The 22,524-nt window shown below is 40.5% G+C and carries 19 protein-coding genes; 13 read left to right on the plus strand and 6 right to left on the minus strand.

What is annotated here, in order from left to right:
* Positions 1-210 precede the first annotated feature (210 nt).
* Positions 211-1,917 carry a GGDEF domain-containing protein gene (locus MKL36_RS17835; protein WP_000016109.1) on the plus strand — a complete coding sequence of 569 codons (1,707 nt, stop codon included), beginning with the start codon at positions 211-213 and terminating at the stop codon, positions 1,915-1,917.
* 88 nt (positions 1,918-2,005) lie between these two features.
* Positions 2,006-3,781 (plus strand): P-loop NTPase fold protein, encoded by a 1,776-nt coding sequence (locus tag MKL36_RS17840; RefSeq protein ID WP_021510199.1) that lies wholly within the window; start codon positions 2,006-2,008, stop codon positions 3,779-3,781.
* Between the two features lie 27 nt (positions 3,782-3,808).
* Here MKL36_RS17840 and uvrA read toward each other — a convergent pair whose 3' ends face one another.
* Entirely contained in the window at positions 3,809-6,640 is a 2,832-nt protein-coding gene (gene uvrA / locus MKL36_RS17845; protein ID WP_021510198.1) for an excinuclease ABC subunit UvrA, read from the minus strand.
* 296 nt (positions 6,641-6,936) lie between these two features.
* Between uvrA and MKL36_RS17850 the strand changes: the two genes are divergently transcribed.
* From MKL36_RS17850 to MKL36_RS17865, 4 genes are all read left to right on the plus strand, one after another.
* Positions 6,937-7,539 (plus strand): TetR/AcrR family transcriptional regulator, encoded by a 603-nt coding sequence (locus tag MKL36_RS17850; RefSeq protein ID WP_000826319.1) that lies wholly within the window; start codon positions 6,937-6,939, stop codon positions 7,537-7,539.
* Between the two features lie 3 nt (positions 7,540-7,542).
* The gene (locus MKL36_RS17855; RefSeq protein WP_021510197.1) at positions 7,543-8,520 is read left to right on the plus strand and encodes a zinc-binding dehydrogenase; all 978 of its coding nucleotides are present in this window, start codon (positions 7,543-7,545) and stop codon (positions 8,518-8,520) included.
* A 65-nt stretch (positions 8,521-8,585) separates the two neighbouring features.
* Positions 8,586-8,939 (plus strand): DUF1304 domain-containing protein, encoded by a 354-nt coding sequence (locus tag MKL36_RS17860; RefSeq protein WP_000580166.1) that lies wholly within the window; start codon positions 8,586-8,588, stop codon positions 8,937-8,939.
* 52 nt (positions 8,940-8,991) lie between these two features.
* On the plus strand, positions 8,992-9,333 hold the full coding sequence (locus tag MKL36_RS17865) for a GlpM family protein (RefSeq protein ID WP_000263327.1): 342 nt from the start codon (positions 8,992-8,994) through the stop codon (positions 9,331-9,333).
* Positions 9,334-9,382: 49 nt separating this feature from the next.
* Here the strand turns inward: MKL36_RS17865 and tenA are convergent, their stop codons facing one another.
* On the minus strand, positions 9,383-10,057 hold the full coding sequence (gene tenA, locus MKL36_RS17870) for a thiaminase II (protein WP_000899418.1): 675 nt from the start codon (positions 10,055-10,057) through the stop codon (positions 9,383-9,385).
* A gap of 262 nt (positions 10,058-10,319) precedes the next feature.
* Here tenA and MKL36_RS17875 point away from each other — a divergent pair, with 262 nt between their 5' ends.
* The 3 genes from MKL36_RS17875 (at position 10,320) to ssb (ending at position 13,546) form a co-directional block, all read left to right on the plus strand.
* Positions 10,320-11,402 carry a DUF475 domain-containing protein gene (locus MKL36_RS17875; protein WP_000680211.1) on the plus strand — a complete coding sequence of 361 codons (1,083 nt, stop codon included), beginning with the start codon at positions 10,320-10,322 and terminating at the stop codon, positions 11,400-11,402.
* 146 nt (positions 11,403-11,548) lie between these two features.
* The gene (locus tag MKL36_RS17880; protein ID WP_000980460.1) at positions 11,549-12,913 is read left to right on the plus strand and encodes an MFS transporter; all 1,365 of its coding nucleotides are present in this window, start codon (positions 11,549-11,551) and stop codon (positions 12,911-12,913) included.
* A gap of 51 nt (positions 12,914-12,964) precedes the next feature.
* Positions 12,965-13,546, plus strand: coding sequence for a single-stranded DNA-binding protein (ssb, locus tag MKL36_RS17885; protein ID WP_002068963.1), 582 nt, complete (start codon positions 12,965-12,967; stop codon positions 13,544-13,546).
* 40 nt (positions 13,547-13,586) lie between these two features.
* Here the strand turns inward: ssb and MKL36_RS17890 are convergent, their stop codons facing one another.
* On the minus strand, positions 13,587-13,910 hold the full coding sequence (locus MKL36_RS17890; RefSeq protein ID WP_000082712.1) for an AzlD domain-containing protein: 324 nt from the start codon (positions 13,908-13,910) through the stop codon (positions 13,587-13,589).
* The gene (locus MKL36_RS17895; RefSeq protein ID WP_021510196.1) at positions 13,907-14,602 is read right to left on the minus strand and encodes an AzlC family ABC transporter permease; all 696 of its coding nucleotides are present in this window, start codon (positions 14,600-14,602) and stop codon (positions 13,907-13,909) included. The genes MKL36_RS17890 and MKL36_RS17895 overlap by 4 nt, the downstream gene beginning before the upstream one ends.
* Before the next feature lie 68 nt (positions 14,603-14,670).
* Here MKL36_RS17895 and MKL36_RS17900 point away from each other — a divergent pair, with 68 nt between their 5' ends.
* Together MKL36_RS17900 and MKL36_RS17905 are read left to right on the plus strand one after the other, a co-directional pair.
* The gene (locus MKL36_RS17900; protein WP_000081859.1) at positions 14,671-15,219 is read left to right on the plus strand and encodes a helix-turn-helix domain-containing protein; all 549 of its coding nucleotides are present in this window, start codon (positions 14,671-14,673) and stop codon (positions 15,217-15,219) included.
* A 305-nt stretch (positions 15,220-15,524) separates the two neighbouring features.
* A complete protein-coding gene (locus MKL36_RS17905; RefSeq protein ID WP_000718865.1) occupies positions 15,525-16,967 on the plus strand; it encodes an amino acid permease in 1,443 nt (480 codons plus the stop codon).
* Between the two features lie 64 nt (positions 16,968-17,031).
* On the opposite strand, the gene pdxR is transcribed toward MKL36_RS17905, so the two are convergent.
* A complete protein-coding gene (gene pdxR / locus MKL36_RS17910; protein WP_001257166.1) occupies positions 17,032-18,531 on the minus strand; it encodes a MocR-like pyridoxine biosynthesis transcription factor PdxR in 1,500 nt (499 codons plus the stop codon).
* 156 nt (positions 18,532-18,687) lie between these two features.
* Here pdxR and gabT point away from each other — a divergent pair, with 156 nt between their 5' ends.
* Complete coding sequence (gene gabT, locus MKL36_RS17915; RefSeq protein WP_021510195.1) at positions 18,688-19,980, plus strand: 4-aminobutyrate--2-oxoglutarate transaminase; 1,293 nt, start codon at positions 18,688-18,690, stop codon at positions 19,978-19,980.
* Positions 19,977-21,425 (plus strand): NAD-dependent succinate-semialdehyde dehydrogenase, encoded by a 1,449-nt coding sequence (locus MKL36_RS17920; protein ID WP_021510194.1) that lies wholly within the window; start codon positions 19,977-19,979, stop codon positions 21,423-21,425. The genes gabT and MKL36_RS17920 overlap by 4 nt, the downstream gene beginning before the upstream one ends.
* A 105-nt stretch (positions 21,426-21,530) precedes the next feature.
* Here MKL36_RS17920 and MKL36_RS17925 read toward each other — a convergent pair whose 3' ends face one another.
* A complete protein-coding gene (locus MKL36_RS17925; protein WP_000912182.1) occupies positions 21,531-22,505 on the minus strand; it encodes a LysR substrate-binding domain-containing protein in 975 nt (324 codons plus the stop codon).
* Between the last annotated feature and the right edge of the window lie 19 nt (positions 22,506-22,524).

Raw genomic sequence — 22,524 nt, forward strand, 5'->3', positions numbered from 1 at the left:
AAATTTACATCATCTGTAAAATGGAGTTTTGCTATAGCCATCATTTGCTCTTTCGATCAAATTTTTAAGAAATAGAAAAGATGAAAGCGTATATTGCGTTAATCGAACTTTGTTGCTGAACTTCTGTTCAGTAAAGTGCTAGGATGCGGATTAATTACTTCATTCTATAGTAGTGATCATGGTAGGACATTTACGGAGTACCAGCTAGAAATGTCAGGATTACGTTCAGAACATATCAGTAATCGACTGTTTTTCTTCATGTTGGTCATTATTTTGTCCTTACTGTTTATGGCGGTTCCGCTTATTGTCAGCAGTTATCAAGAGTACTTAAAAACTAAACAGGCTTTGGTTGAAATTAAAAGCTTAAGATCAATTGCTGAAGTTGCAAATAAAGTCTCTAAAGAACGTGCGCCCGCAAATAAATTAATGTCGAGTAACGCTGCCGACTTTTTAAAAAATCAAAAAAACTTAAAAGAATATCGCCTCTCTGTTGATCGCCAACTTAATGAAACTATTCATATTTTAAAAGAAGAAGGTTATACCGATTTAGCAAATACCTTAGATACTAAATTTAGAGATGATTTAAAACAGGCGCGTGCTGTAGTTGACTATTATGTTGCAACTCCTGAACAAGCGAGAAGCTCTATACAATTCGATAATGCAATTTTGGCTATGTTTGGAGCTTGGGATAGCTGCCGAGAAGTTTTACAAAATTTGATGCTACAGTTAAAAAGTAAAGATAGCCAAATTAACAATTATTTTACTTTGATTGTGGTGTTGACCGATATGCGGGATCAAGCTGGTCGTACCGCATCTAATGTTATTGCGCCTGTGACTTTTAAAGAAACCATACCTAATGATAATCGGGCGCGGTCTTTGCAGACTCAGCAGCAAGCACGCTACTTATGGGCACTTGTAGACACACTACAGTCAGAGCAAGCTAAAACTCCGGAATATCATCGCCTTTACTCAAGGGTTAAAACTGAATTTTTAGATAAAGGCGTACCTATTGTGGGTCAGCTTTTAGATGAAAGCCAAAAGCACCAAGCCTATCATTTAAACGGAACAGAACTGACAGACCAGATCGTTGATAAATTTACCACGGTTATTGATTTGCAAAAGTTTTTACTTAATAAAAGCGTCTTGATTGCATCTCAAGAAAACTATTTAGCAAAAAAGAAGTTTTTCCTTACTTTACTCATTTCAAGCATATCCTTAGCAGCAGCGTTACTTACACTAATTTATGCAAAGAGAAGGGTGTTTGAGCCTCTTATTCAGGCCCGTACCTTAATTCTTGATTTATCTCATAGCACAGATTACCCAATAGATGAGTTGAAACCTAAAAAAGGCGAATTTATTTCGTTGTTCGAAGCTATTGACCGTTTACAAAGGATGCTCAAGCAGCGAGATGCTTTTGAATTCCAGCTTAAAAATATTGCCAATACAGATCCATTAACGGGTGTATCCAATCGTTTGGCTTTATCTGAGTATTTAAAAATTGTTGAGAGTTACCCTCAAAAATTTTCTCAAACTTGTTTGATGATTATTGATATTGATCGCTTTAAACACGTGAATGATCAATATGGTCATATTGTGGGTGACCAAGTGATTCGGCGTATCGCAGATCAATTAAAAGCAAATGTACGGGCTTCTGATTTAATTGTTCGTTATGGTGGTGATGAGTTTTTAATTTTGTTAGAACAAGTGCAGTTTTTAGATGCACGTCTCTTGGCCGAAAAAATTCGTATTGCGATTTCTTTAGAGGAAATTGATCTATCTGGTACACAAGAAAAATTGCATGTATCGGTCAGTATTGGGTTTGCGATTGGAGCGACAAGCTGGATGGAGTTATTAGAGAACGCTGATCGTTCACTCTTAAGAGCTAAAGCTCGGGGGCGAAATGTTGTAGAGGGGTAATTTTAATTTAAACCTTATGAACCTTATTTTGAAAAATGAAATTATTTATGTTTTATTAGGAGCCTATTGGATTGAAATATACTGAATTATGAATGTATTAGATAAAGAAAAAAGATTAAAAGAATTATTAGAAAATAATATAAGAAATGAAAAAATTGGTACAGCAATAGCTATTACGGGCCCTTGGGGGGTTGGGAAAACTTTCTTTTGGAACAAGTTTTATAAAAATGCCACTTATAAAGAGATAAGAGATAAAAAGAATTTTTATTATGAAGCTAGTAGAATTAACTATGAAAGTATTTTTGACTGTCGAAAATACGCTTATATTTCTCTTTTTGGTATAGAAAATTTAAGTGACTTAAAAAATACTATTTGTACGAAGTTAACTCTTAATCCACATGCTAAATCGGACATTGATAGATTTGAATTTATTCAACTTTTAAAGAATACATTAGCTCAATTTAGGGATGTGAAAGTATCAAGTTATGGTGTGAGTACGTCAGCAAGAGTTTTAGAGTCGTTACTTTTCTTACAAGTTAAAAACTCAATTATTTGTTTTGATGATTTTGAGCGGATGTCTAAGAATTTAGATATTAAAGACGTTATGGGTTTAGCAAACTATTTAAAATTAGAAAAAAATTGTCAAATTATTTTAATCTTGGATGAAGATAAATCAGATAATAAAAATAAGGATAAATATAGTAGCTATAAAGAAAAACTAGTTGATGAAACAATTATTTTGAGCTCTGTCGAGCCTTTGATCAGAGAGAATACTTCAGGTTTTGATGAACGGCTTGTTGAACTTATGATTAGTTTTGCCGATCACTTAGAGATACATAATTTTAGATTTTTTCAAAAAGTAATCAAGCTATATCAAAATTTTCTTAATAGATTACCTACAGAAGTCGCTTATTCAACAAAAGAAATAATTTTGACTAGAATACTACAAGGATACTTAATTACGGATTTTGGAAATGAATTAAAAATTAGTTGGAAAGATTTTACAATTGAAGAATTTGTTAAAATTTATGATGAAAATGAAAAAGATAAGCTGGATGATATTAGGGCGAAAACCTTAATAAACTTTAATAAGGTTTTTAATGGGGCCTTTAACAACTCTGATGGATGGTTTATTCAATTTAAAAACTGGTTTGAGCAGAGAGATTTAGACTCTCCTATTTTATATAGTTTAGCTAACTCAGAAATGATTTCCGAAGAGAAAAATAGAATTAAAGAAGAGAAAAGCAGATTATGGAAGAATTTTTGGAATAATCAGATTGATGAAGAATTCCCAAGCAAATTGTATGAGATCTATATTTTATTAATAGGAACAGAGGATATTGAGAATTTGGTTTATGCTCATGAAATATTAATGAAATTAAATGCACAAGAATTGGCCTATAAATTAAAAGCAAATATTTATCGATGGATTAATAGTGAGTTGAAGAAAGATAAAACAAGTTTTATTGAGTCTTTTACATCTTGGAGACGTAGCAAAAATATATTTTATGATTATGTTGATAAATATGAAAAACAACATCTTTATGAAGGTTTGCCGGATCTTTTAGAAGTCATATATGATTATACGATTCAAAAATCATGGAAAAAAGAACATGTTTACGCTTTAGAAGTAGCAACTGAAGCCGAATGGGAAAAGCTTTTATTTGAGCTAATTCCTAATGATGATCGCTTTAATAATGTTAATAGTAGTTTAATTGCTACAAAAATGATTAAGCAGTCAATGGAACCTAAACTTAATTCAAAAATTAAACAAATAATTATTAAAATTTATCAGAGAAAAGGTCAAAAATCAGTTTTCTACAAAAGGTATATGGATTACCTAATTTCCAGATTAGACAATTAAAAAGGGCTCTTAACGAGCCCTATGAAATCACTTCAACATCGGTTTTAAGAAACGTCCCGTATGGGAAATCTCGACCTCGGCTACTTGTTCAGGTGTACCTTCGGCAATGATCATACCACCGCCCGAACCACCTTCTGGACCTAAGTCGACCACCCAGTCTGCTGTTTTAATGACATCAAGGTTATGTTCAATTACCACAATGGTATTACCCTTGTTGCGTAGCTCATGCAAAATATCGAGTAACTTGGCAATATCGTGGAAATGCAAACCTGTTGTTGGTTCGTCCAAGATATAAAGCGTTTTACCCGTATCACGTTTCGCTAACTCACGAGCCAGTTTGACACGCTGTGCTTCACCACCAGATAAAGTAGTAGCCGCCTGACCTAAACGAATATAGCCTAGACCTACCTGAGTTAAGGTTTCTAAACGACGGTGAATAACTGGAATAGCACTAAAGAACTCAGCAGCATCTTCAACCGTCATTTCTAAAACATCAGAAATGTTTTTGCCTTTATAGCCGACTTCAAGTGTTTCACGGTTATAGCGTTTGCCATGACAAGCATCGCAAGGTACATACATGTCTGGTAAGAAGTGCATTGCGACTTTAATCATACCGTCGCCTTCACACGCTTCGCAGCGTCCGCCTTTTACGTTAAACGAGAAGCGACCCGCACTATAACCACGAGCTTTCGCTTCTGGTGTTTGAGCAAATAACTCACGAATTGGCGTAAATAGACCCGTATAAGTCGCTGGATTAGAGCGCGGTGTACGGCCAATTGGGCTTTGGTCAATATCAACGACTTTATCCAGATGTTGTAGACCATCAATTGAATCAAACTTTTCAGCGGTTAAGGTCGTTGCACCGTTGAGCTGTGTTGCAGCTAGTGGGAGTAACGTACGGTTAATCAGTGTTGATTTACCTGAACCTGAAACACCCGTGACACAAGTCATAATGCCAAGTGGGATGGTTAAATCGACATTTTTTAAGTTATGACCTGCTGCACCTGAAAGTTTAATTTTTTCTTCAGGTTTAGGTGGTTGAGTTCGCTGTTTTGGCACTTCAATTTTGAGTTTACCTGAAAGATATTGGCCTGTGAGTGAGTCGGCATGTTTAGCCAGCTCATCATACGTACCTTCAGCAATGACAACACCACCATGCACCCCAGCACCCGGGCCGATATCAATAATATGGTCAGCTGCACGGATTGCATCTTCATCGTGTTCCACGACTAATACCGTATTGCCCAAATCACGTAAGCGAATTAGCGTTTGTAATAAACGGTCATTATCACGTTGATGGAGACCAATTGATGGTTCATCGAGTACATACATAACACCCATCAAACCTGCACCAATTTGCGAAGCTAGACGGATACGCTGGGCTTCACCACCCGATAGTGTTTCGGCAGAACGAGCCAGACTTAAATAGTTCAGGCCAACACTCACCAAGAAATGTAAACGCTCACGAATCTCTTTAAAGATTTTATCTGCAATTTCACCTTTGGCACCTTCAAGGTTTATACCTTGATAGTAACTTTCGGCATCTCCAATCGACATGCGGGTAATGTCAGCAATGGTTTTGTCTTTCACACGAACATGACGTGAAATTTCATTGAGACGTGAACCGCCACATGCATCACAAGCTGCATTAGACAAATATTGTGCTAAATCATCACGTACATAGTTACTTTCAGTTTCACGATAGCGACGTTCAAGGTGTGGCAAAATTCCTTCAAAAGGTTGCACGCGTGTATGTTTACGGCCACGTTCATCGATATAACTTAAATCGATTTTTTCTTTGCCAGTACCTTGTAAGAATTTCTTTTGCGTGTCTTTATCTAACTGATTCCAAGGTGTATCAAGTTGAAAACCGAAATGGTCGGCAACTTTTTGCAGCATTGAATAGTAATAAGGACGTTGACGATCCCAACCACGAATAGCACCTTCACTAATTGCAAGCTCAGGGTTAGGAATGAGTTTTTCAGGGCTAAAATGGCTACGTGTACCTAAGCCATCACAGACAGGGCACGCACCGAACGGGTTATTAAATGAAAATAAACGTGGCTCAAGCTCTGCGACTGCGCGATCACATTCAGGGCATGAGTGTTTTGCAGAAAAAACGCGATCTGGGTGTTCGCCATTCATCCACGATAAAACTGCAATATCGCCACCTAAACGCAGTGCAGTTTCAAATGATTCAGCAATACGGTTGCCTAAGTCATCACGTACTTTAAAGCGGTCAACAACGACTTCAATGGTATGTTTTTTCTTTTTGTCGAGTTCTGGTGGTGTATCAATATCAATGATTTCACCATCAACACGGGCACGAACAAAACCTTGACCTTGTAGTTGTTCGAACAAGTTGCTGTATTCACCTTTACGCTCACGAACAACAGGGGCAAGCAACATGAGTGCAGTGCCTTCCTCAAGGTTCTTTACCGCATCGACCATTTCAGAAACAGTTTGCGCAACCATAGGTAAGTCGTGTTCAGGGCAATAAGGCGTACCGACACGTGCATAAAGCAGACGCAAATAGTCGTAAATTTCGGTAATCGTACCAACCGTTGAACGTGGGTTATGGCTAGTAGACTTTTGCTCAATGGCAATCGCTGGTGATAAACCTTCAATCGAGTCAACTTCAGGTTTTTCCATTTGCGATAAGAACTGGCGGGCATAGGCCGAAAGTGATTCGACGTAACGGCGCTGTCCTTCGGCATACAAGGTATCAAAGGCAAGAGAAGATTTTCCTGAACCTGATAGCCCCGTAATTACCACAAATTTGTCGCGTGGAATATCGAGTGACACATTTTTTAAGTTATGGGTGCGTGCGCCTCGAATACGGATATGACTTTGGCTCATAAAACATCTCAATTGTGTATTGATGAAAATTTAGGTGTTGAGTGATCAGCCGCAGGGAGGTGTGACTGGTTATAAACAACAGACCCTATATATGATAACGATTTAAAATTGTTCAAGTGGTATAAAATGATTTAAAGCGACAAATTGTGACGGTTAAACGACAAACGACAAAATTTGTTTAATTAAGCAGGTTGTATTTTTAACATTCCTCATTCTACATTTCTACTCTAAGCAAATTTTAACCAGCAACATAATTTTACTAGACGACTGGTCTAATAGTTGTTTATGATGAATGCATGAAACGATTAAATAAAAGCGAAACCACACGACAACACATTCTAGATACCAGTTTTGAACTGGTACTACATAAAGGTTTTGTCGGTGTTGGTTTGCAAGAAATTTTAAAGGCTTGTGACGTACCTAAAGGTTCGTTCTATCACTACTTTGCTTCAAAAGAGGCGTTTGGCTGTGCGTTGCTCGAGCAATACATGGCCAATTATAAAGTCCGTATGGAACAGCTTTGGCAGCACAGTGAGCAAAGTGCCCATGCCCGTTTAATGGCTTTATGGCAGGCGTGGATTGATGATCCGGTCCATGGTAGCTGGGCTGAAAACTGCTTGATTGTGAAATTGGCAGCCGAGGTTTCGGACTTATCAGAAGATATGCGTCAAATTCTAAATGACGGTGTGCACAAACTAACGCAACGTTTGGCTTTGCTACTCAAAGAAGGGCAACAAGAAGGATCAATTCCAAAACATATTGATCCTTTGAAAACTGCGCAAGTCATGTACCAGTTATGGTTAGGTGCTGCTTTACTCACAAAATTGTCGCAAGACAAAGCACATCTACATCTAGCCTTAGAAACCACCCAACAACTCTTAAAACCGATAGAGGAATAAAGCATGCGAAGTATTATCCATCGTAATTTTGGCGAACCTGTAGACGTTTTAGAGCAGGCGGATATGCCAAAGCCTGAGCCAAAAGCAGGCGAAGTGCGTATTAAAACCATCATGTCTCCGATCCATAACCATGATGTATGGACAGTACGTGGAAGCTATGGCTATAAGCCGACTTTACCTGCGATTGGTGGCAGTGAGGCAGTTGGTATTGTTGATGCGTTGGGCGAAGGCATTACTCATGTACAAGTCGGGCAACGTATTGCCGTTGCGGCTGTGCATGGCAGTTGGGCTGAATACTTTATTGCGCCAGCGCAAGGGATTATTCCACTCAATAATGAAATTGATGATGAAACAGCAGCACAACTGATTGGTATGCCAATTAGTGCACTTATGCTACTCGACTTTGTAAATGTTCAACCGGGTCAATGGCTCATTCAAAACACGGCGAATGGTGCAGTCGGTAAAACAGTTGCCATGATTGCACAGGCACGTGGCTTACCTGTGATTAATCTGGTTCGTCGTACTGATGCAATTGCAGAAATGCAAGCATTAGGTATTCAACATGTAGTTGCAACCGATCAGCCTAACTGGAAAGAGCAAGTTAAACAGATTCATGGCGACCAACCTCTGATTGCCGGTGTGGACTCGATTGGTGGAAGTGCAAGTGGCGAAATGCTGCACTTACTCAGTGAAAATAGCCTGCTCGTTTCGTTCGGTAGTATGACTGGCGAAACCATGCAGATTTCATCGGGTGATCTAATTTTCAAACAAGCGACAGTAAAAGGTTTCTGGGCGAGTGTAGTTAATAAAGAAATGCCAGCAGCTCGTAAAAAAGAACTGATTGTTGAGCTGCTAACATTAGCGACTCAGAAAAAATTAATCCTTCCTGTAGAAGGTGTATTTAGTTTTGATGAGATTAAAACTGCGGCTCAAAGAGCAACGCAAGGCGCTCGTCAAGGCAAAGTATTATTAAAGCCGTAAAACACTAAAAGATCAGTCGAGAGACTGATCTTTTTTCATATCTTTAAAATAAAAAGGAAAATTGTATGATTGGACAAATATTGATTGCGCTTATCGCAATATTACATGTCTATATTTTAGTGTTAGAGATGTTTTTATGGGACAAACCTTATGGCATGAAAGCCTTTGGAAATAATGCAGAAAAAGCAAAACTCACCAAAGTCATGGCACAGAACCAGGGTCTTTATAATGGCTTTTTAGCAGCAGGTTTATTTTGGTCTTTATTGGCTGATGCGTCATTTGCAACATCAATTGCCAACTTCTTTTTAGGCTGTGTACTGATTGCTGGTATTTATGGTGGTCTGACTGCCAGTAAAAAGATTATTTATATTCAGGCGGTTCCGGCATTGATTGCTTTAGTCGCTGTTAATTTTCTTTAAAAAGCGCAAAATACAGCGTTTTGAAATGGATATGACCAGATAGGATCAGCGCATGTGGGCGTTATTTTTAAAGTGTATGTTGGGGGCTGGAGTTGTCCTCATTATTTCGATTTTATCGAAAAGTAAGGCATTTTATATTGCGGGTTTAGTCCCGCTTTTTCCTACCTTCGCTTTAATTGCTCATGTGATTGTTTTTCAGCAAAAAGGAGCCGAAGCGTTACAAAAAACGGCTTTGTTTGGTCTATGGTCACTTATTCCTTATGCCATTTATTTAGTTGCTGTTTATGTGCTGGCAACACGTATGTCGATGTGGTCTTGTCTAGGAGTCGCAACGCTATGCTGGGTTGTGGCTGCGGCAGGTTTGATTTACGGCTGGCAATTGTTTCAAAGTTAAATTAAAGACTGACCATTTAACGAAGTAAATGGTCAGAGCTCATCTTGATTTAGATCTGATCTAAACCTAACCATTGTCTTTGATGGTAGGCACTATCCCAAAATAACCATTCAAGTTTTGCACCCATGGTGTAAGCGGCATGCATTTTTTCTAACGTGTCTGCATCACAACGTGCGGCAACCTTGTCTACTGTGGCAATCACATTACGAACGGCGGTATGGAATTCTTCACCTGCGTAGGTATCGATCCATGCCTGATAAGGATTGTTTGGGACAGACTTACTCACAATGTCTTTACCGACTTCGGCATAAATCCAGAAGCAAGGTAATAGAGCAGCAAGTACAACAGGGTAGCTTTCAGACCAAGCAGTTGCTGTCAAAAATGAAGTGTAATGATGGCCTGCCAAGGTCAATGGGGTATTTTTAAATTCTTCTTTAGTTACCCCAAAGTTTTTCATAAAGTCGTCATGCAAACTGCGCTCGACCACAATTGCAATTTTAGCTGCATCTGAAAACTGCATAATATCGTCAGCATCAAAAGCTTTAGCTGCTGCAACAGCCAGCACACGGCCATAGGCCACTAAATATTGAGCATCTTGAATAACATAATGACAAAAAGCTTCTTTATCTAAAGTACCGTTAGCAAGTTCCTGATTAAAAGGCAGGTCGAGAATTTTTTGATATAAATTTAAATTACGTTGCCAAAGTTCTTGAGAAAAAAGCATAAAAACATTCCATTTAAAATAAGACAGCTAAACCCGATTTTAAATCAATTTTAAAATACAAAAATAATAATGATAGATATATCGCAAGAAAATATTTAATACGATTAATAAGTTAATGAAATATTATAAATTTCTTTATTAAACAGTGAGATAAAGTAAAGTGAATAACGGCACAAAACAACATCGTTTTGTGGTTAATTATCGATATAATAGCCGCGGTTTTAAGAAAGATTAAATTTAGTTCTTGGTATAGGTCTGATCCATGAAGCATTTCCGATTTTCGATATTTTTTACGGTGGTGTGTTTAGCACTATCCGCTTACTGGGGTTTTACCCATGGACCTGAAGCGGGCGTGTCAACCATGCTTAAAGCTTTAACCATTACCGCGATTTTAGCTGTGATGGAAGTTTCTTTATCTTTTGACAATGCGGTCGTGAATGCATCGGTTCTCCGTAATTGGGACCCGTTCTGGAAAATGATCTTTTTAACGGTAGGTATTTTAATCGCCGTTTTTGGTATGCGTCTGATTTTCCCAGTCGTGATTGTTGCAGTGACTGCTGATATGGGTGTTATCGAAGTAGCCAAAATGGCACTTAATGATCCGAAAACCTACTCTGAACGTTTAATGGCTCATCACGCTGAAATTTCGGCTTTTGGTGGAACATTCCTATTACTGGTGTTCTTAAACTTCTTCTTTGATGACGAAAAAGAAACGCATTGGTTTAGATGGCTTGAATCTAAACTTGCAAGCTTGGCAAGCGTACCAGCAATGTCTGTATTTCTTGCTTTGATTGCCTTAATTGTGATGGCAGGTTATGTCGATGACCATCAACGTTTAGCTGTAACTATGGCCGGTATTTGGGGCATTGTGGTTTATATTGGCGTTGAAGTGCTCAGTCATTTGTTGGGCGGCGAACCTGAAATTGATGAAAATGGTAATGCTGTATTACAAGATGGATCAGGCGCTGCTTCTGGTGTTGTAAAAGCCGGTTTAGGTGGTTTCTTATATCTTGAAGTGTTAGATGCATCATTTAGTTTTGATGGTGTAATTGGTGCATTTGCCATTACTAGCGACGTTGTCGTGATTATGCTCGGTCTTGCAATTGGTGCTATTTTTGTCCGTTCAATGACAGTTTATCTTGTAGAAAAAGGCACACTAGATGCCTATGTGTTCTTGGAACATGGCGCGCATTATGCGATCGGTGCTTTAGCATTCATTATGATTGCAAGTGGTACAGGCGTGCATGTGCCGGAAGTTGTTACAGGTTTAATTGGTGTAGCGTTCATTGTTTGGGCGGTTATCGCTTCAATTCAATATTCGAAGCGCGAGCAACAGTCGCCTTAAGCTAATTTTCAGCAAACTTCGATAAACTAAAGAGGCTAAACGCCTCTTTATTTTTTTAAGCCCAAATCGTTATTTTAAATAAGGTGTCCCGTATTTTTAGAAACGAATCGGCTTATAATTTACTTAGTTTGATAACGTGTATTGATATGATGAATGCTTTGGAACGTCGCTCAACTTTTGCCTTAAGTAGTATTTTTGCACTACGCATGTTGGGCTTGTTCATGATTATTCCTGTCTTTTCTGTAGTTGGGCAGTCATATCAATATGCGACTCCAGCACTCATTGGTTTGGCTGTAGGTATTTATGGTTTAAGTCAGGCCATTTTACAAATTCCATTTAGCTTACTTGCTGACCGTTTTAGCCGTAAACCGCTTGTGGTCTTTGGTCTGTTACTCTTTGCTATTGGTGGCGCAATTGCCGGATTATCTGACACCATTTATGGCGTGATTATTGGCCGTGCTATCGCTGGGGCGGGTGCAGTTTCGGCAGTAGTTATGGCACTTTTAGCCGATGTGACGCGTGAAGAGCAGCGTACTAAAGCCATGGCTGCCATGGGCATGAGTATTGGTCTATCTTTTGTAGTCGCTTTTAGTCTTGGGCCTTGGCTCACAAGCCTTGTAGGTATTTCTGGTTTGTTCTTTGTGACAACCATCATGGGTTTGATCGCGATTGCGATGTTATTGCTGGTGCCTAAAGTTACTCGTCACCATCGTAATTACCAGCAAGGCTACATGGCACAGCTTAAACAAGTCATTCAAATGGGTGATTTAAACCGTTTACACGTTTCGGTTTTTGCATTGCATTTATTGCTGACTGCCATGTTTATTTATGTGCCGTCACAGCTTATTGAGTTTGCGCATATTCCTTTGGCGAGCCACGGTTTGGTGTATTTGCCACTTTTGGTTATTAGTCTGTTTTTTGCATTTCCTAGCATTATCATCGCTGAAAAATATCGCAAAATGCGCGGCATTTTCTTAACAGCAATTACAGGCATTATCGCAGGTTTGCTTCTTCTTATATTTGGTTATCAATCAAAATATGTATTACTCGCTGGCTTAGGAATTTTCTTTATTGCATTTAATGTGATGGAGGCTTTATTACCTTCTTGGCTGTCAAAATCCGCTCCAATCCAGTCGAAAGCCACCGCTATGGGGGTAAATGCCAGTAGCCAGTTCTTAGGTGCTTTTTTTGGTGGCACACTAGGTGGTCAATTATTGATGTTACATAATACTGCGATTGGATGGAGTGTCTTAGCAGGGATTGCTATAATATGGCTGCTAATTAGTTTTGGTTTAGCTCAGCCGCGGTATTTGTCATCTATTGTGCTGCCATTGCCGCAAGTGCAACAGGTGAATGAGTGGACCACACAACTATTGGCAATTCGTGGTATCGAAGAAGTTGTGGTGATGCCTGACCAGCAAGTTGCTTATATTAAAGTCGATAAACAGTCTCTTGATGACGCTTCGCGACGTGATTTAACGCAGTTGTTCGGTAAAGAGGTAGCCATTTAAGCATAACTCTTATAAAGTAAAACATAGAAATGTATAGGATGAAGACAGCTAATGCGTGGTGTAAATAAGGTTATTTTGGTTGGTACTTTGGGTCGTGATCCTGAAACAAAAACTTTTCCAAATGGGGGCTCGTTGACCCAGTTTTCTATCGCAACAAGTGAAGTTTGGACCGATAAAAATACAGGTGAACGTAAAGAACAAACAGAATGGCACCGTATTGTTTTGCATAACCGTTTAGGGGAAATTGCTCAGCAGTTTTTACGTAAAGGTTCTAAGGTTTATATCGAAGGTTCATTACGTACACGTCAGTGGACAGACCAAAATGGTCAAGAACGTTACACTACAGAAATCCGTGGCGACCAGATGCAAATGTTAGATGCTCGTCAACAAGGTGAACAAGGTTTTGCTGGCGGTAATGATTTTAACCAACCACGTTTTAACGCGCCTCAACAAGGTGGCGGCTATCAAAATAACAACCAAGGTGGTGGCTACGGCCAAAACAATGGTGGTTATGGTGGCCAAGGTGGTTTCGGTAATGGTAGCAATAGCCCACAAGGTGGTGGTTTCGCTCCTAAAGCGCCACAACAACCAGCATCTGCACCAGCTGATTTAGACGACGATTTACCGTTCTAATCAAAGTTTCAAAAAAGGCGAGTTTATCTCGCCTTTTTTATTATTCAATTCCAAGTAAACGTACCAGTGCTGTGCCAGCAGCTGCCAGACAAATCACCAATAAAAGCGGTGCTTTTTTCCAAACCAAGAAAAGTGCCAAACCCACCCCAAATATACGTGCGAAACCCGCGAAATGGTGACCTTCAAAAAATGTAGTGGTCACCGCAATGGCACAAAGTAAAACAGTTGCGCCGTTTGAGAGTAAAACTTGGTATTTTTCAGAAAATGAAAACTTGGCACCTAAGTGAAAGCCAGCAAAACGAATACTGTACGTTCCAAGTGCAAGTAGAGCTATTCCTACAATAATCAGTAACTGTTGACTCATTTTTTTCTACCCCATATCAATCCAAAAAGCGAAATCAGAATTGGAAGTCCTGCGGCTAAAAAGGGTGTGGTTATCAACGCTAAAGTTGATCCGGCAAATGCAGCTTTTCGAGTCACCTTATTCTTTAAAGCAGAAAAAGTAAGAGCAATTAAAATAGCTGGGAAAATCGCATCTAAGCCAAATGTTTTAGGGTCTGGAATAGCACTCCCAATAAAATAACCTGCAGTGACACCGAGCGGCCAACTGAGCATGATGGCTATACCACATAGCCAGTAAGCAGCCTTTTTGGTGTCGAAATCAGGCTGTGCCATACCAAACAAAACACTTTCATCGTTCATGATATGAGACCCAAAATATTGAGAGAATTTGCCTCGAATCAGTTCATTGACCGCAATGCCAAAAGGCAGATGTCTTAAATTGACGAGTAGTCCTGCAATTGCAGCCGCAATCGGGCTACCACCTACCGCCAAGAATCCAATAAAAATAAATTCAGCAGTTCCCGCGAGCACAAATATGGACAGGCAAAGTGGGATCCAGAGTGCTAAGCCATAACTTGCAGCGAGTGAACCTAAGGACATACCAACGATACTCGTTGCTAGACACACAAAGAAAATCGAGCGAGTAGTATCTTTACTAAGTTTTTTAATAAGAGCGTATGTAGTCATGGCATGATATAGCGAACGATTTTCCATTATAATGAATAAGTCTGATTGTTTTGTCAAAACGAACAATCGTTTTTTTTATAGAACGGATAGAATGAATGTCTCAGCCAATCGAAATTATTGCCAAAGGTTTAACGCGTGAACGCCAAAGAGCGGGGCTTTCATTGGCAGAGGTTGCGCGCCGTGCAGGTGTTGCCAAATCTACACTTTCTCAATTAGAGGCAGGGCAAGGTAATCCAAGTATTGAAACCTTATGGGCACTTTGTGTTGCACTCAATATTCCATTTGCACGTCTGATGGAAGAACCGAGCAATCAAGTGCAAGTCATTCGCTGTGGCGATGGGCCAACGGTGAGTTCGGAGATTGCTAATTACAAAGCAATTTTGTTGGCGACCTGTCCACCCCATGCGCGCCGAGATGTGTATTTATTGATTGTTGAACCGGGCGAAGATCGACTTTCAGAACCACATCCAGTTGGTTCGGTAGAACATATTATTGTGGTTGAAGGGCGAGCTTTAGTGGGCTTAATTGATGAAGCGGTTGAGCTGGGTGTTGGAGACTATATTTGTTATCCAGCCGATCAAAAACATATATTTAGAGCCTTGGAAACAGGCACAAAGGCGTTATTAATTTCTGAGCAAAACTAAAGAAATTCAATCTGATTAAAATAAAAACAGAAAGCCATTTACCAGCATCTTCTACAAAAAGGGCCAATTTTGCGTATAAATTTTGCAATTGGCTCTCTCTTTTATTACAAAAATGGCTCTCGTTTCTTGAGTGCCGAAACGACAAATTAAAGCCATTGGAAGTATGCATACGGAAGCGCCGGATAAGCTCAGTGAATTTTCTGTTTTAGGAATTGGGCAGAACGGCTAAATTTTTAGGGGATATTTTTTGGCTTCGGAGGATTTCCGAGACTAGCCGATATCCTCCATATATTAAGGAAAATGATATGGCAGCTCATCAAAATGGTTCTGAAGCCAATCACTCCCAAAGTTTAAAACATGGACTTAAATCACGCCACTTAACTATGATCTCGATTGCAGGGGTTATTGGTGGCTCTCTCTTTGTTGGCTCAGGCAGTATTATCTACAACACCGGCCCTGTAGTTTTTCTAACTTATGCTTTAGGTGGTCTACTCGTTTGGTTCATCATGCGTATGTTAGGCGAGATGGCCGTTTTAAATCCCGACAGTGGCTCTTTTTCAACTTATGCAGACCGTGCGATTGGTCGTTGGGCAGGGTTTTCAATTGGTTGGTTGTACTGGTGCACGCTGGCGATGCTCATGGGCTGGGAAGCTTATGTAGCAGGAAAGATTTTAAACAACTGGTTCCCGTTTATACCGATCTGGGTTTATATGACCGTCGTCATTGTCGCACTGGTTGTTGTCAATTTACAAAACGTCAAGAACTATGGTGAATTCGAGTTCTGGTTTGCGCTCATCAAAGTTATCGCGATTGTTGTTTTCCTTGTGATTGGTAGTTTAGCCATCATGCATTTGTGGCCTTGGGGCAATCCGGCTGCATCTGGTATTAGTAACTTAACCTCTCAAGGCTTTATGCCAAATGGCGGTTCGTCAGTGATTACAGCCTTGCTTGGGGTCATGTTCGCCTATATTGGTGCTGAAATTGTTACCGTAGCAGCAGCAGAGTCTGCAAATCCATCTAAAGAAATTCGTAAGGCATCAAACTCGGTGGTTTGGCGCATTATTTTATTCTACGTTGGTTCAATGTTTGTTGCTGTATGTTTGATTCCTCACAACAATGAACTTTTAAAAGATTCAACTTGGGGTACTTATAGTGTAACTCTGTCTGCACTTGGTATTCCGGGCGCGCGCCATATCGTAAATTTTGTAGTTCTAACATCGGTATGTAGTTGCTTTAACTCAGCGCTTTACACGTGTTCACGGATGCTATTCTCGTTGTCTAAACGTGGTGATGCACCAAAAAGTTTTGGTTCTGTAAACAGTAAAAGCAGTCCTTGGGTGGGCGTGATTGTGTCATGCTTCTTCTCTGTAATTGCGGTAATTTTAACTGCAACAGAGAGTATGAATGTTTATGACTTCTTCATGCTAACAACAGGTGCAGCAACACTATATGTGTACCTGACCATTGCTTATTCTCAGCTTCGTATGCGTAAAAAATTAGAAGCTGAAGGCGTGAAGATTGACTTTAAAATGTGGATGTTCCCTTACCTAACCTATGTGGTAATCTTTGCAATTATTGGTGCAATTCTTACCATGTTGATTGAAGGCACCTATTTTAAAGAAGTGATTTACACCACAGCATTGTTCGGCATTATTGTGTTCTTCGGATTGTTGTCTGAAAAGCTAGGTTGGGGTAAAGAGCGTCGTGCAACCCATTTAACTCATAGCCATGAAGAAAAGTTAGTTTAAATTTTTAAATAAAAAAGAGCCTCACTGTGAGGCTCTTTTTGTTTGTTTTAATACGAGAGAATAGTTAATTTAGCGTAGGTACACCTGCTTCACGTAAGCATTGGAGCAAGACACCAAAAGCCATCACCATATCTTTTTCATTTACACAGGCAAAGCCCATCAGCAGTCCACGTTCGGCATGTGCATGTGATTGCATGTAGTATTGTGAAAGTGGGCGAACTTTGACGCCACGTTCAAGTGCTGTGGCTGCAATGGCGACATCATCGCAAGAGTTCGGTAGTTTTAAAACCAGATGTAACCCTGCTGCTTCATCATATTCATGAATAAATTCGGGGCCAAGATAGCGTTGAATTAAGCTCACCAAGTAATCGCGGCGTTTACCATAGAGCAGGCGCATACGGCGAATATGCGCTTCATAATGGCCTTCACGAATAAATTCAGCGAGGGCTTTTTGCTCAAGCAAGTGCCCACCACGATAAAGTTCGGCCGCAACAATACGTAGCGGTGAAAATAACGGCTTAGGGACGACCAAATAGCCAATTCTTAAAGATGGGTAAATAGTTTTACTAAACGTGCCCATATATAAAACAGGTGCATTATTTTCTAAGCCTTGCAAAGATGGATAAGGCTGGCCCGAGAAACGGAACTCACTGTCATAGTCATCTTCTACAATCCAGCTATTGTGCTGACGTGCGATTTGAATCAATTGTCTGCGACGATCAAGGCTTAAATGTGAGCCAAGCGGATATTGATGTGATGGTGTGACAAAAATGAGTTTAGGCGGTACTGCCGGATTTTCTTCAGGAATAATGCCTTCAGCATCGACAGGCATCGGCTGAATATCGAGGCCATTAATCCGTAACGTATTACGCATTCCCCAATAAGCGGGATCTTCAATCCAGACTTTATCTCCCATATCACTCAGTGCACGTGAGACTAAATCAATGGCTTGATGAATGCCTTCGGTAATAATAATCTGGTCCGCATCGCACTGGACTGAACGCGCAACACGTAAGTAATCTGCCAACGCACTTCGAAGCTCTATGCATCCACCTGCGTTGCTATAAATCAAGCGGTTAATGTCCGGTTCGCGGCTTAAGCGTGCTTGAATACGACTAAAAATATGATGTGGAAACTCGGTAACATCGGGTGCTCCCGGAACAAAGGCTCCCCATTGATGTGGCGAGGCTGCGGCATAGCCTAATAAGTTTGAGCCACGCTGTGAGAGGGCGTAAGAACTTTGAACATTTGGGCTAGAAACTACTTTTTTCTTGTTTTGTGTATTTAAAAAACTCTCTGGCAACTTTTCGGCAACCCATGTGCCATGTCCTGTCCGTGCTTCTAAATAGCCTTCGGCCTGTAGTTGTTCGTAGGCACTAAGAACGGTATTTCTCGAAACATGAATTTCACTGGCTAAATCGCGTGATGCGGGTAGACGAGTCTTCGGCTGGATCACTCCATCAATAATGGCACCACGCAGACAACGGAAAAGGCGTTGATGTAGTTTCCCTTCAGTGTCCTGTTGGAGTCGTTGCAGCAAATGATCTCCAAGTAAACTACGCAATTGGCTCTCTCCTACAGTTAAAAAGTGGCTCTCGTCAGTTGCCATCAGACGAGCGAAATTACATGCATAGGCAGTCGTTGTAAAGCACCCTGAAAATTAAGCACAGGATGCAAAAAACCAAAGCTGCAACTGATGATGAAAATATGAGGGAATCAAATGGATAATCAACATTCTGCACTTAACGCACGTAAACAGCAAGCAACTCCACGTGGTGTAGGCGTGATGTGTCAGTGGTATGCGGAAAAAGCTGAAAATGCCACGATTTGGGACAAGGAAGGCAACCAATTTATCGATTTCGCTGGTGGTATTGCGGTTTTAAATACAGGCCATCGCCACCCTAAAGTCATTGCAGCGGTGACTGAACAACTTACTAAATTTACTCATACTGCGTATCAAGTTACGCCTTATGAAAGCTATGTGGCTTTAGCTGAACGTATTAATGAACGCGCACCAATTGCTGGTCCTGCGAAGGCAGCTTTTTTCACAACAGGTGCAGAAGCTGTTGAAAATGCAGTAAAGATTGCTCGTTGTTACACAGGTCGTCACGGTATTATCACGTTTGGTAACGGTTTCCACGGTCGTTCATTCATGACCATGGCAATGACAGGTAAAACTGCGCCTTACAAACGTGATTTCGGTGTAATGCCAGCGGGTGTGTTCCACGCACGTTACCCAGTACCTGCAAAAGGTATTTCAGTAGATGCGGCAATTGAAAGCGTTGAAGATATTTTTAGTGAAGATATTGCACCACATGACGTTGCAGCAATTGTGCTGGAGCCAGTACAAGGCGAAGGCGGTTTCAATGTGGTGCCAGCCGAGTTCTTAAAACGTTTACGCGCAATTTGTGATAAGCACGGTATTTTACTTGTTGCTGATGAAGTTCAATCTGGTTTTGCACGTACGGGTAAGTTATTTGCGATGAACCATTACGAAACTAAAGCAGACCTCATCACGATGGCGAAAAGCTTGGGCGGTGGTTTCCCTATTTCAGGTGTTGTGGGCCGTGCAGAAGTCATGGATGCACCAAACCCGGGTGGTCTAGGCGGTACTTATGCAGGTAGCCCGATTGCAGTTGCCGCTGCGCATGCCGTGATTGACGCGATTGAAGAAGAAAACTTATGCGACCGTGCAAATGAATTAGGCGCTGAGTTAGTTGCTACGCTTAAAGATATTCAGCAAGCAACAGGTGACGTAGTAACCGATATTCGTGCATTAGGTTCAATGGTTGCAGTAGAGCTTGAAACAGCTGAACAAGCAAAAGTTGTACAAAACTATGCAATGGAAAACGGGTTGTTACTTCTTACTTGTGGTAAATACGGTAATGTAATTCGTTTCTTATATCCATTAACCATTCCTGCTGAGCAATTCCGTCAAGGTCTTGATATCTTGAAACAAGGTTTTGCGACACTAAAAGCAGGTAGTGCAAAAGCAATGGAGCAATCTGCATGATTCAAAATAATTTGCAGTATTTATTAAAACATCCTGATATTTCATTAGAAGCACCTGCATCAAATGACTATATCGAGGTAAATGATGCTGCTACAGGTGAAACTTTGGCATGGGTGAAAACCTATGACCGCGCAGGGGTTGAAGCCGCAATTAACCGTTCGGCAAAAGCGCAAGCTGCTTGGAAAAAGCAAACTGCCTTGGCGCGTGCTGATGTGTTATTGGCATGGTACAACCTCATGCTTGAGCACAAAGAAAATCTGGCACAGATTTTAACGGCTGAGCAAGGTAAACCATTGGCAGAAGCACGTGGTGAAATTGGTTATGCAGCATCATTTATTCGCTGGTTTGCCGAGCAAGCGCGACGTATTGATGGTGAAGTCTTAACACCTACGTTGCCAAACCAACGTCTGCTCGTGATTAAACAAGCGATTGGTGTTACTGCTGCTATTACGCCGTGGAACTTCCCGGCTGCCATGATTACGCGTAAAGCAGGTCCAGCCATTGCTGCAGGTTGTTCAATGTTGGTTAAACCAGCCGAGCAAACGCCGTTAACCGCCTATGCGCTTGAAGTATTGGCGTTACAGGCAGGCTTACCAACTGATGTTTTAATTAACATTAGTGGTGATGCAGTTGAAGTAGGTAAAACCCTATGTGAAAGCGATATTGTTCGTAAGTTAAGCTTCACAGGTTCAACCCAAGTTGGCCGTATCTTGATGCAACAATGTGCGCCAACCATTAAAAAGCTTTCACTTGAACTTGGTGGTAATGCACCAGTTGTGGTATTTGACGACGCTAATCTTGAACAAGCAGTTCAGGGTATTATGGCAAGTAAATATCGTAACAGCGGTCAAACCTGTGTCTGTGCTAACCGTATTTATGTTCAAGACGGTATTTACGATGCATTGGCAGACCGTTTGGTTGAAGCCGTGTCTAAATTGAAAGTTGGTGATGGCCGTCAAGAAGGTTCAACTCAAGGGCCTTTAATTGATGAAGATGCGATTGCTAAAGTGCAGTCTCATATTGCTGATGCAACTGAGAAAGGCGCGACAGTTCGTATTGGTGGTCAACGCTCGGCACTTGGCGGCACATTCTTTGAGCCAACAGTTTTAACTGGCGTAACGCAAGACATGAAAGTGTCTAAAGAAGAAACTTTTGGTCCACTTGCCCCATTGTTCCGCTTTAAAACTGAAGATGAAGCAGTGGCAATGGCGAACGATACCGAGTTTGGTTTAGCTGCTTATTTATTTACTCAAAGTACAGCGCGTCAATGGCGTGTGGGTGAAGCACTTGAGTACGGAATGGTCGGCATTAACACAGGCGCAATTTCAAATGAAGTTGCTCCGTTTGGTGGCGTAAAACAGTCAGGTCTAGGTCGTGAAGGTTCAAAATTCGGCATCGAAGAATATGTCGAAATGAAATACCTCTGCGTAGACTTATCTGAGTAAGGAATAAAGCGAGTTTGCTTTGTTCTGAACGAAAACATGCAGTTATACTGCATGTGATGTTTCACAAAAAAACCGGTCATGCCCATTCATGACCGGTTTTTTTATTTAAGTCGGCAAATATCCTTCATGGCTTTCGGGTAAACGACGAAGCTCATCAATGAGGGTTTCAATGAGTTTTTCGACCACAAGGCGTTGGCCTTTTCGGGACACATAAACCAGTTGTAGCATGCCGATATTCGACTTCCAGTCAGGAAGAATATGAACTAGTGTTCCTTTACGAATTTCCGATTCAACGGTTAAAAAAGGAAGATCTGCAATACCTAAACCATCCATTACGGCATAGTAAACACCTGCCAAGTCATTACTTTTAATTCGTGGTTGATAAGGCACATCAACCGATTCACCATTACGTATATTGCATAAATGCCAAATATAATTTTGCTTTTGTGTGCCTAAGCTAATACTTGGAAAGTCCTGTAATTCGGAATAATGCTTAATGGTGCGACCTTGCAGTAATTCAGGCGAAGCCACCAGACAGTGATCGGTTTTAATCACATCACGAACAATCAAATTTGAATCTTCATTCGGTTCAAAATTGGTTCGAATCGCAAGGTCGATGTCATCATGCAAGATATCTACTCGACGGCTGGTTAGCTCAAGAGATATTTCAACTTTAGGGTAGGTTTTTAAAAACTGATTTAAAATTTTTCTAATTTGAAAATGCATCATTAAAGGTGGGCAGCTTACTTTTACCAGACCTTGAGGCTCACTTTTTTGCTTTAATAACACGTTTTCTGCACATTCAACTTGAGCAATGACTTTGCAGCATTCCTCGTAAAACTCTTGACCTAAATCGGTCACTTTAAAATGGCGGGTTGTTCTTTGAATCAGGCTGACATTAAATTTATTTTCAAGGTCAATAATGCGTCGGCTGAGCTTGGATTTACTAATATTTTCGGCCTCACTGGCTGCACTAAAGCCGCCGTGTTTTACGACCAAATAGAAATAATAAAAATCATCAAAAGAGCTTATCAATGTCCGTTCAACCCATTTAAATTCAAGATTAGAATGCTTAAGCATTCTAATCTTGGCAGTAGAA

Origin of the sequence: Acinetobacter sp. AOR12_HL, from assembly GCF_027855275.1 — a bacterium.
Lineage (GTDB): Bacteria > Pseudomonadota > Gammaproteobacteria > Pseudomonadales > Moraxellaceae > Acinetobacter > Acinetobacter baumannii.

Bases quoted from the DNA above. Each gene is read 5' to 3' on its own strand.
- uvrA (WP_021510198.1), bottom strand. From the start codon at position 6,640: ATGAGCCAAAGTCATATCCGTATTCGAGGCGCACGCACCCATAACTTA.
- MKL36_RS17880 (WP_000980460.1), top strand. From the start codon at position 11,549: ATGATGAATGCTTTGGAACGTCGCTCAACTTTTGCCTTAAGTAGTATT.
- MKL36_RS17905 (WP_000718865.1), top strand. From the start codon at position 15,525: ATGGCAGCTCATCAAAATGGTTCTGAAGCCAATCACTCCCAAAGTTTA.
- MKL36_RS17895 (WP_021510196.1), bottom strand. From the start codon at position 14,602: ATGGAAAATCGTTCGCTATATCATGCCATGACTACATACGCTCTTATT.
- MKL36_RS17890 (WP_000082712.1), bottom strand. From the start codon at position 13,910: ATGAGTCAACAGTTACTGATTATTGTAGGAATAGCTCTACTTGCACTT.
- MKL36_RS17925 (WP_000912182.1), bottom strand. From the start codon at position 22,505: ATGCTTAAGCATTCTAATCTTGAATTTAAATGGGTTGAACGGACATTG.
- MKL36_RS17840 (WP_021510199.1), top strand. From the start codon at position 2,006: ATGAATGTATTAGATAAAGAAAAAAGATTAAAAGAATTATTAGAAAAT.
- MKL36_RS17835 (WP_000016109.1), top strand. From the start codon at position 211: ATGTCAGGATTACGTTCAGAACATATCAGTAATCGACTGTTTTTCTTC.
- ssb (WP_002068963.1), top strand. From the start codon at position 12,965: ATGCGTGGTGTAAATAAGGTTATTTTGGTTGGTACTTTGGGTCGTGAT.
- MKL36_RS17920 (WP_021510194.1), top strand. From the start codon at position 19,977: ATGATTCAAAATAATTTGCAGTATTTATTAAAACATCCTGATATTTCA.
- tenA (WP_000899418.1), bottom strand. From the start codon at position 10,057: ATGCTTTTTTCTCAAGAACTTTGGCAACGTAATTTAAATTTATATCAA.
- MKL36_RS17855 (WP_021510197.1), top strand. From the start codon at position 7,543: ATGCGAAGTATTATCCATCGTAATTTTGGCGAACCTGTAGACGTTTTA.
- MKL36_RS17850 (WP_000826319.1), top strand. From the start codon at position 6,937: ATGAAACGATTAAATAAAAGCGAAACCACACGACAACACATTCTAGAT.
- gabT (WP_021510195.1), top strand. From the start codon at position 18,688: ATGGATAATCAACATTCTGCACTTAACGCACGTAAACAGCAAGCAACT.
- MKL36_RS17875 (WP_000680211.1), top strand. From the start codon at position 10,320: ATGAAGCATTTCCGATTTTCGATATTTTTTACGGTGGTGTGTTTAGCA.
- MKL36_RS17865 (WP_000263327.1), top strand. From the start codon at position 8,992: ATGTGGGCGTTATTTTTAAAGTGTATGTTGGGGGCTGGAGTTGTCCTC.
- MKL36_RS17900 (WP_000081859.1), top strand. From the start codon at position 14,671: ATGTCTCAGCCAATCGAAATTATTGCCAAAGGTTTAACGCGTGAACGC.
- MKL36_RS17860 (WP_000580166.1), top strand. From the start codon at position 8,586: ATGATTGGACAAATATTGATTGCGCTTATCGCAATATTACATGTCTAT.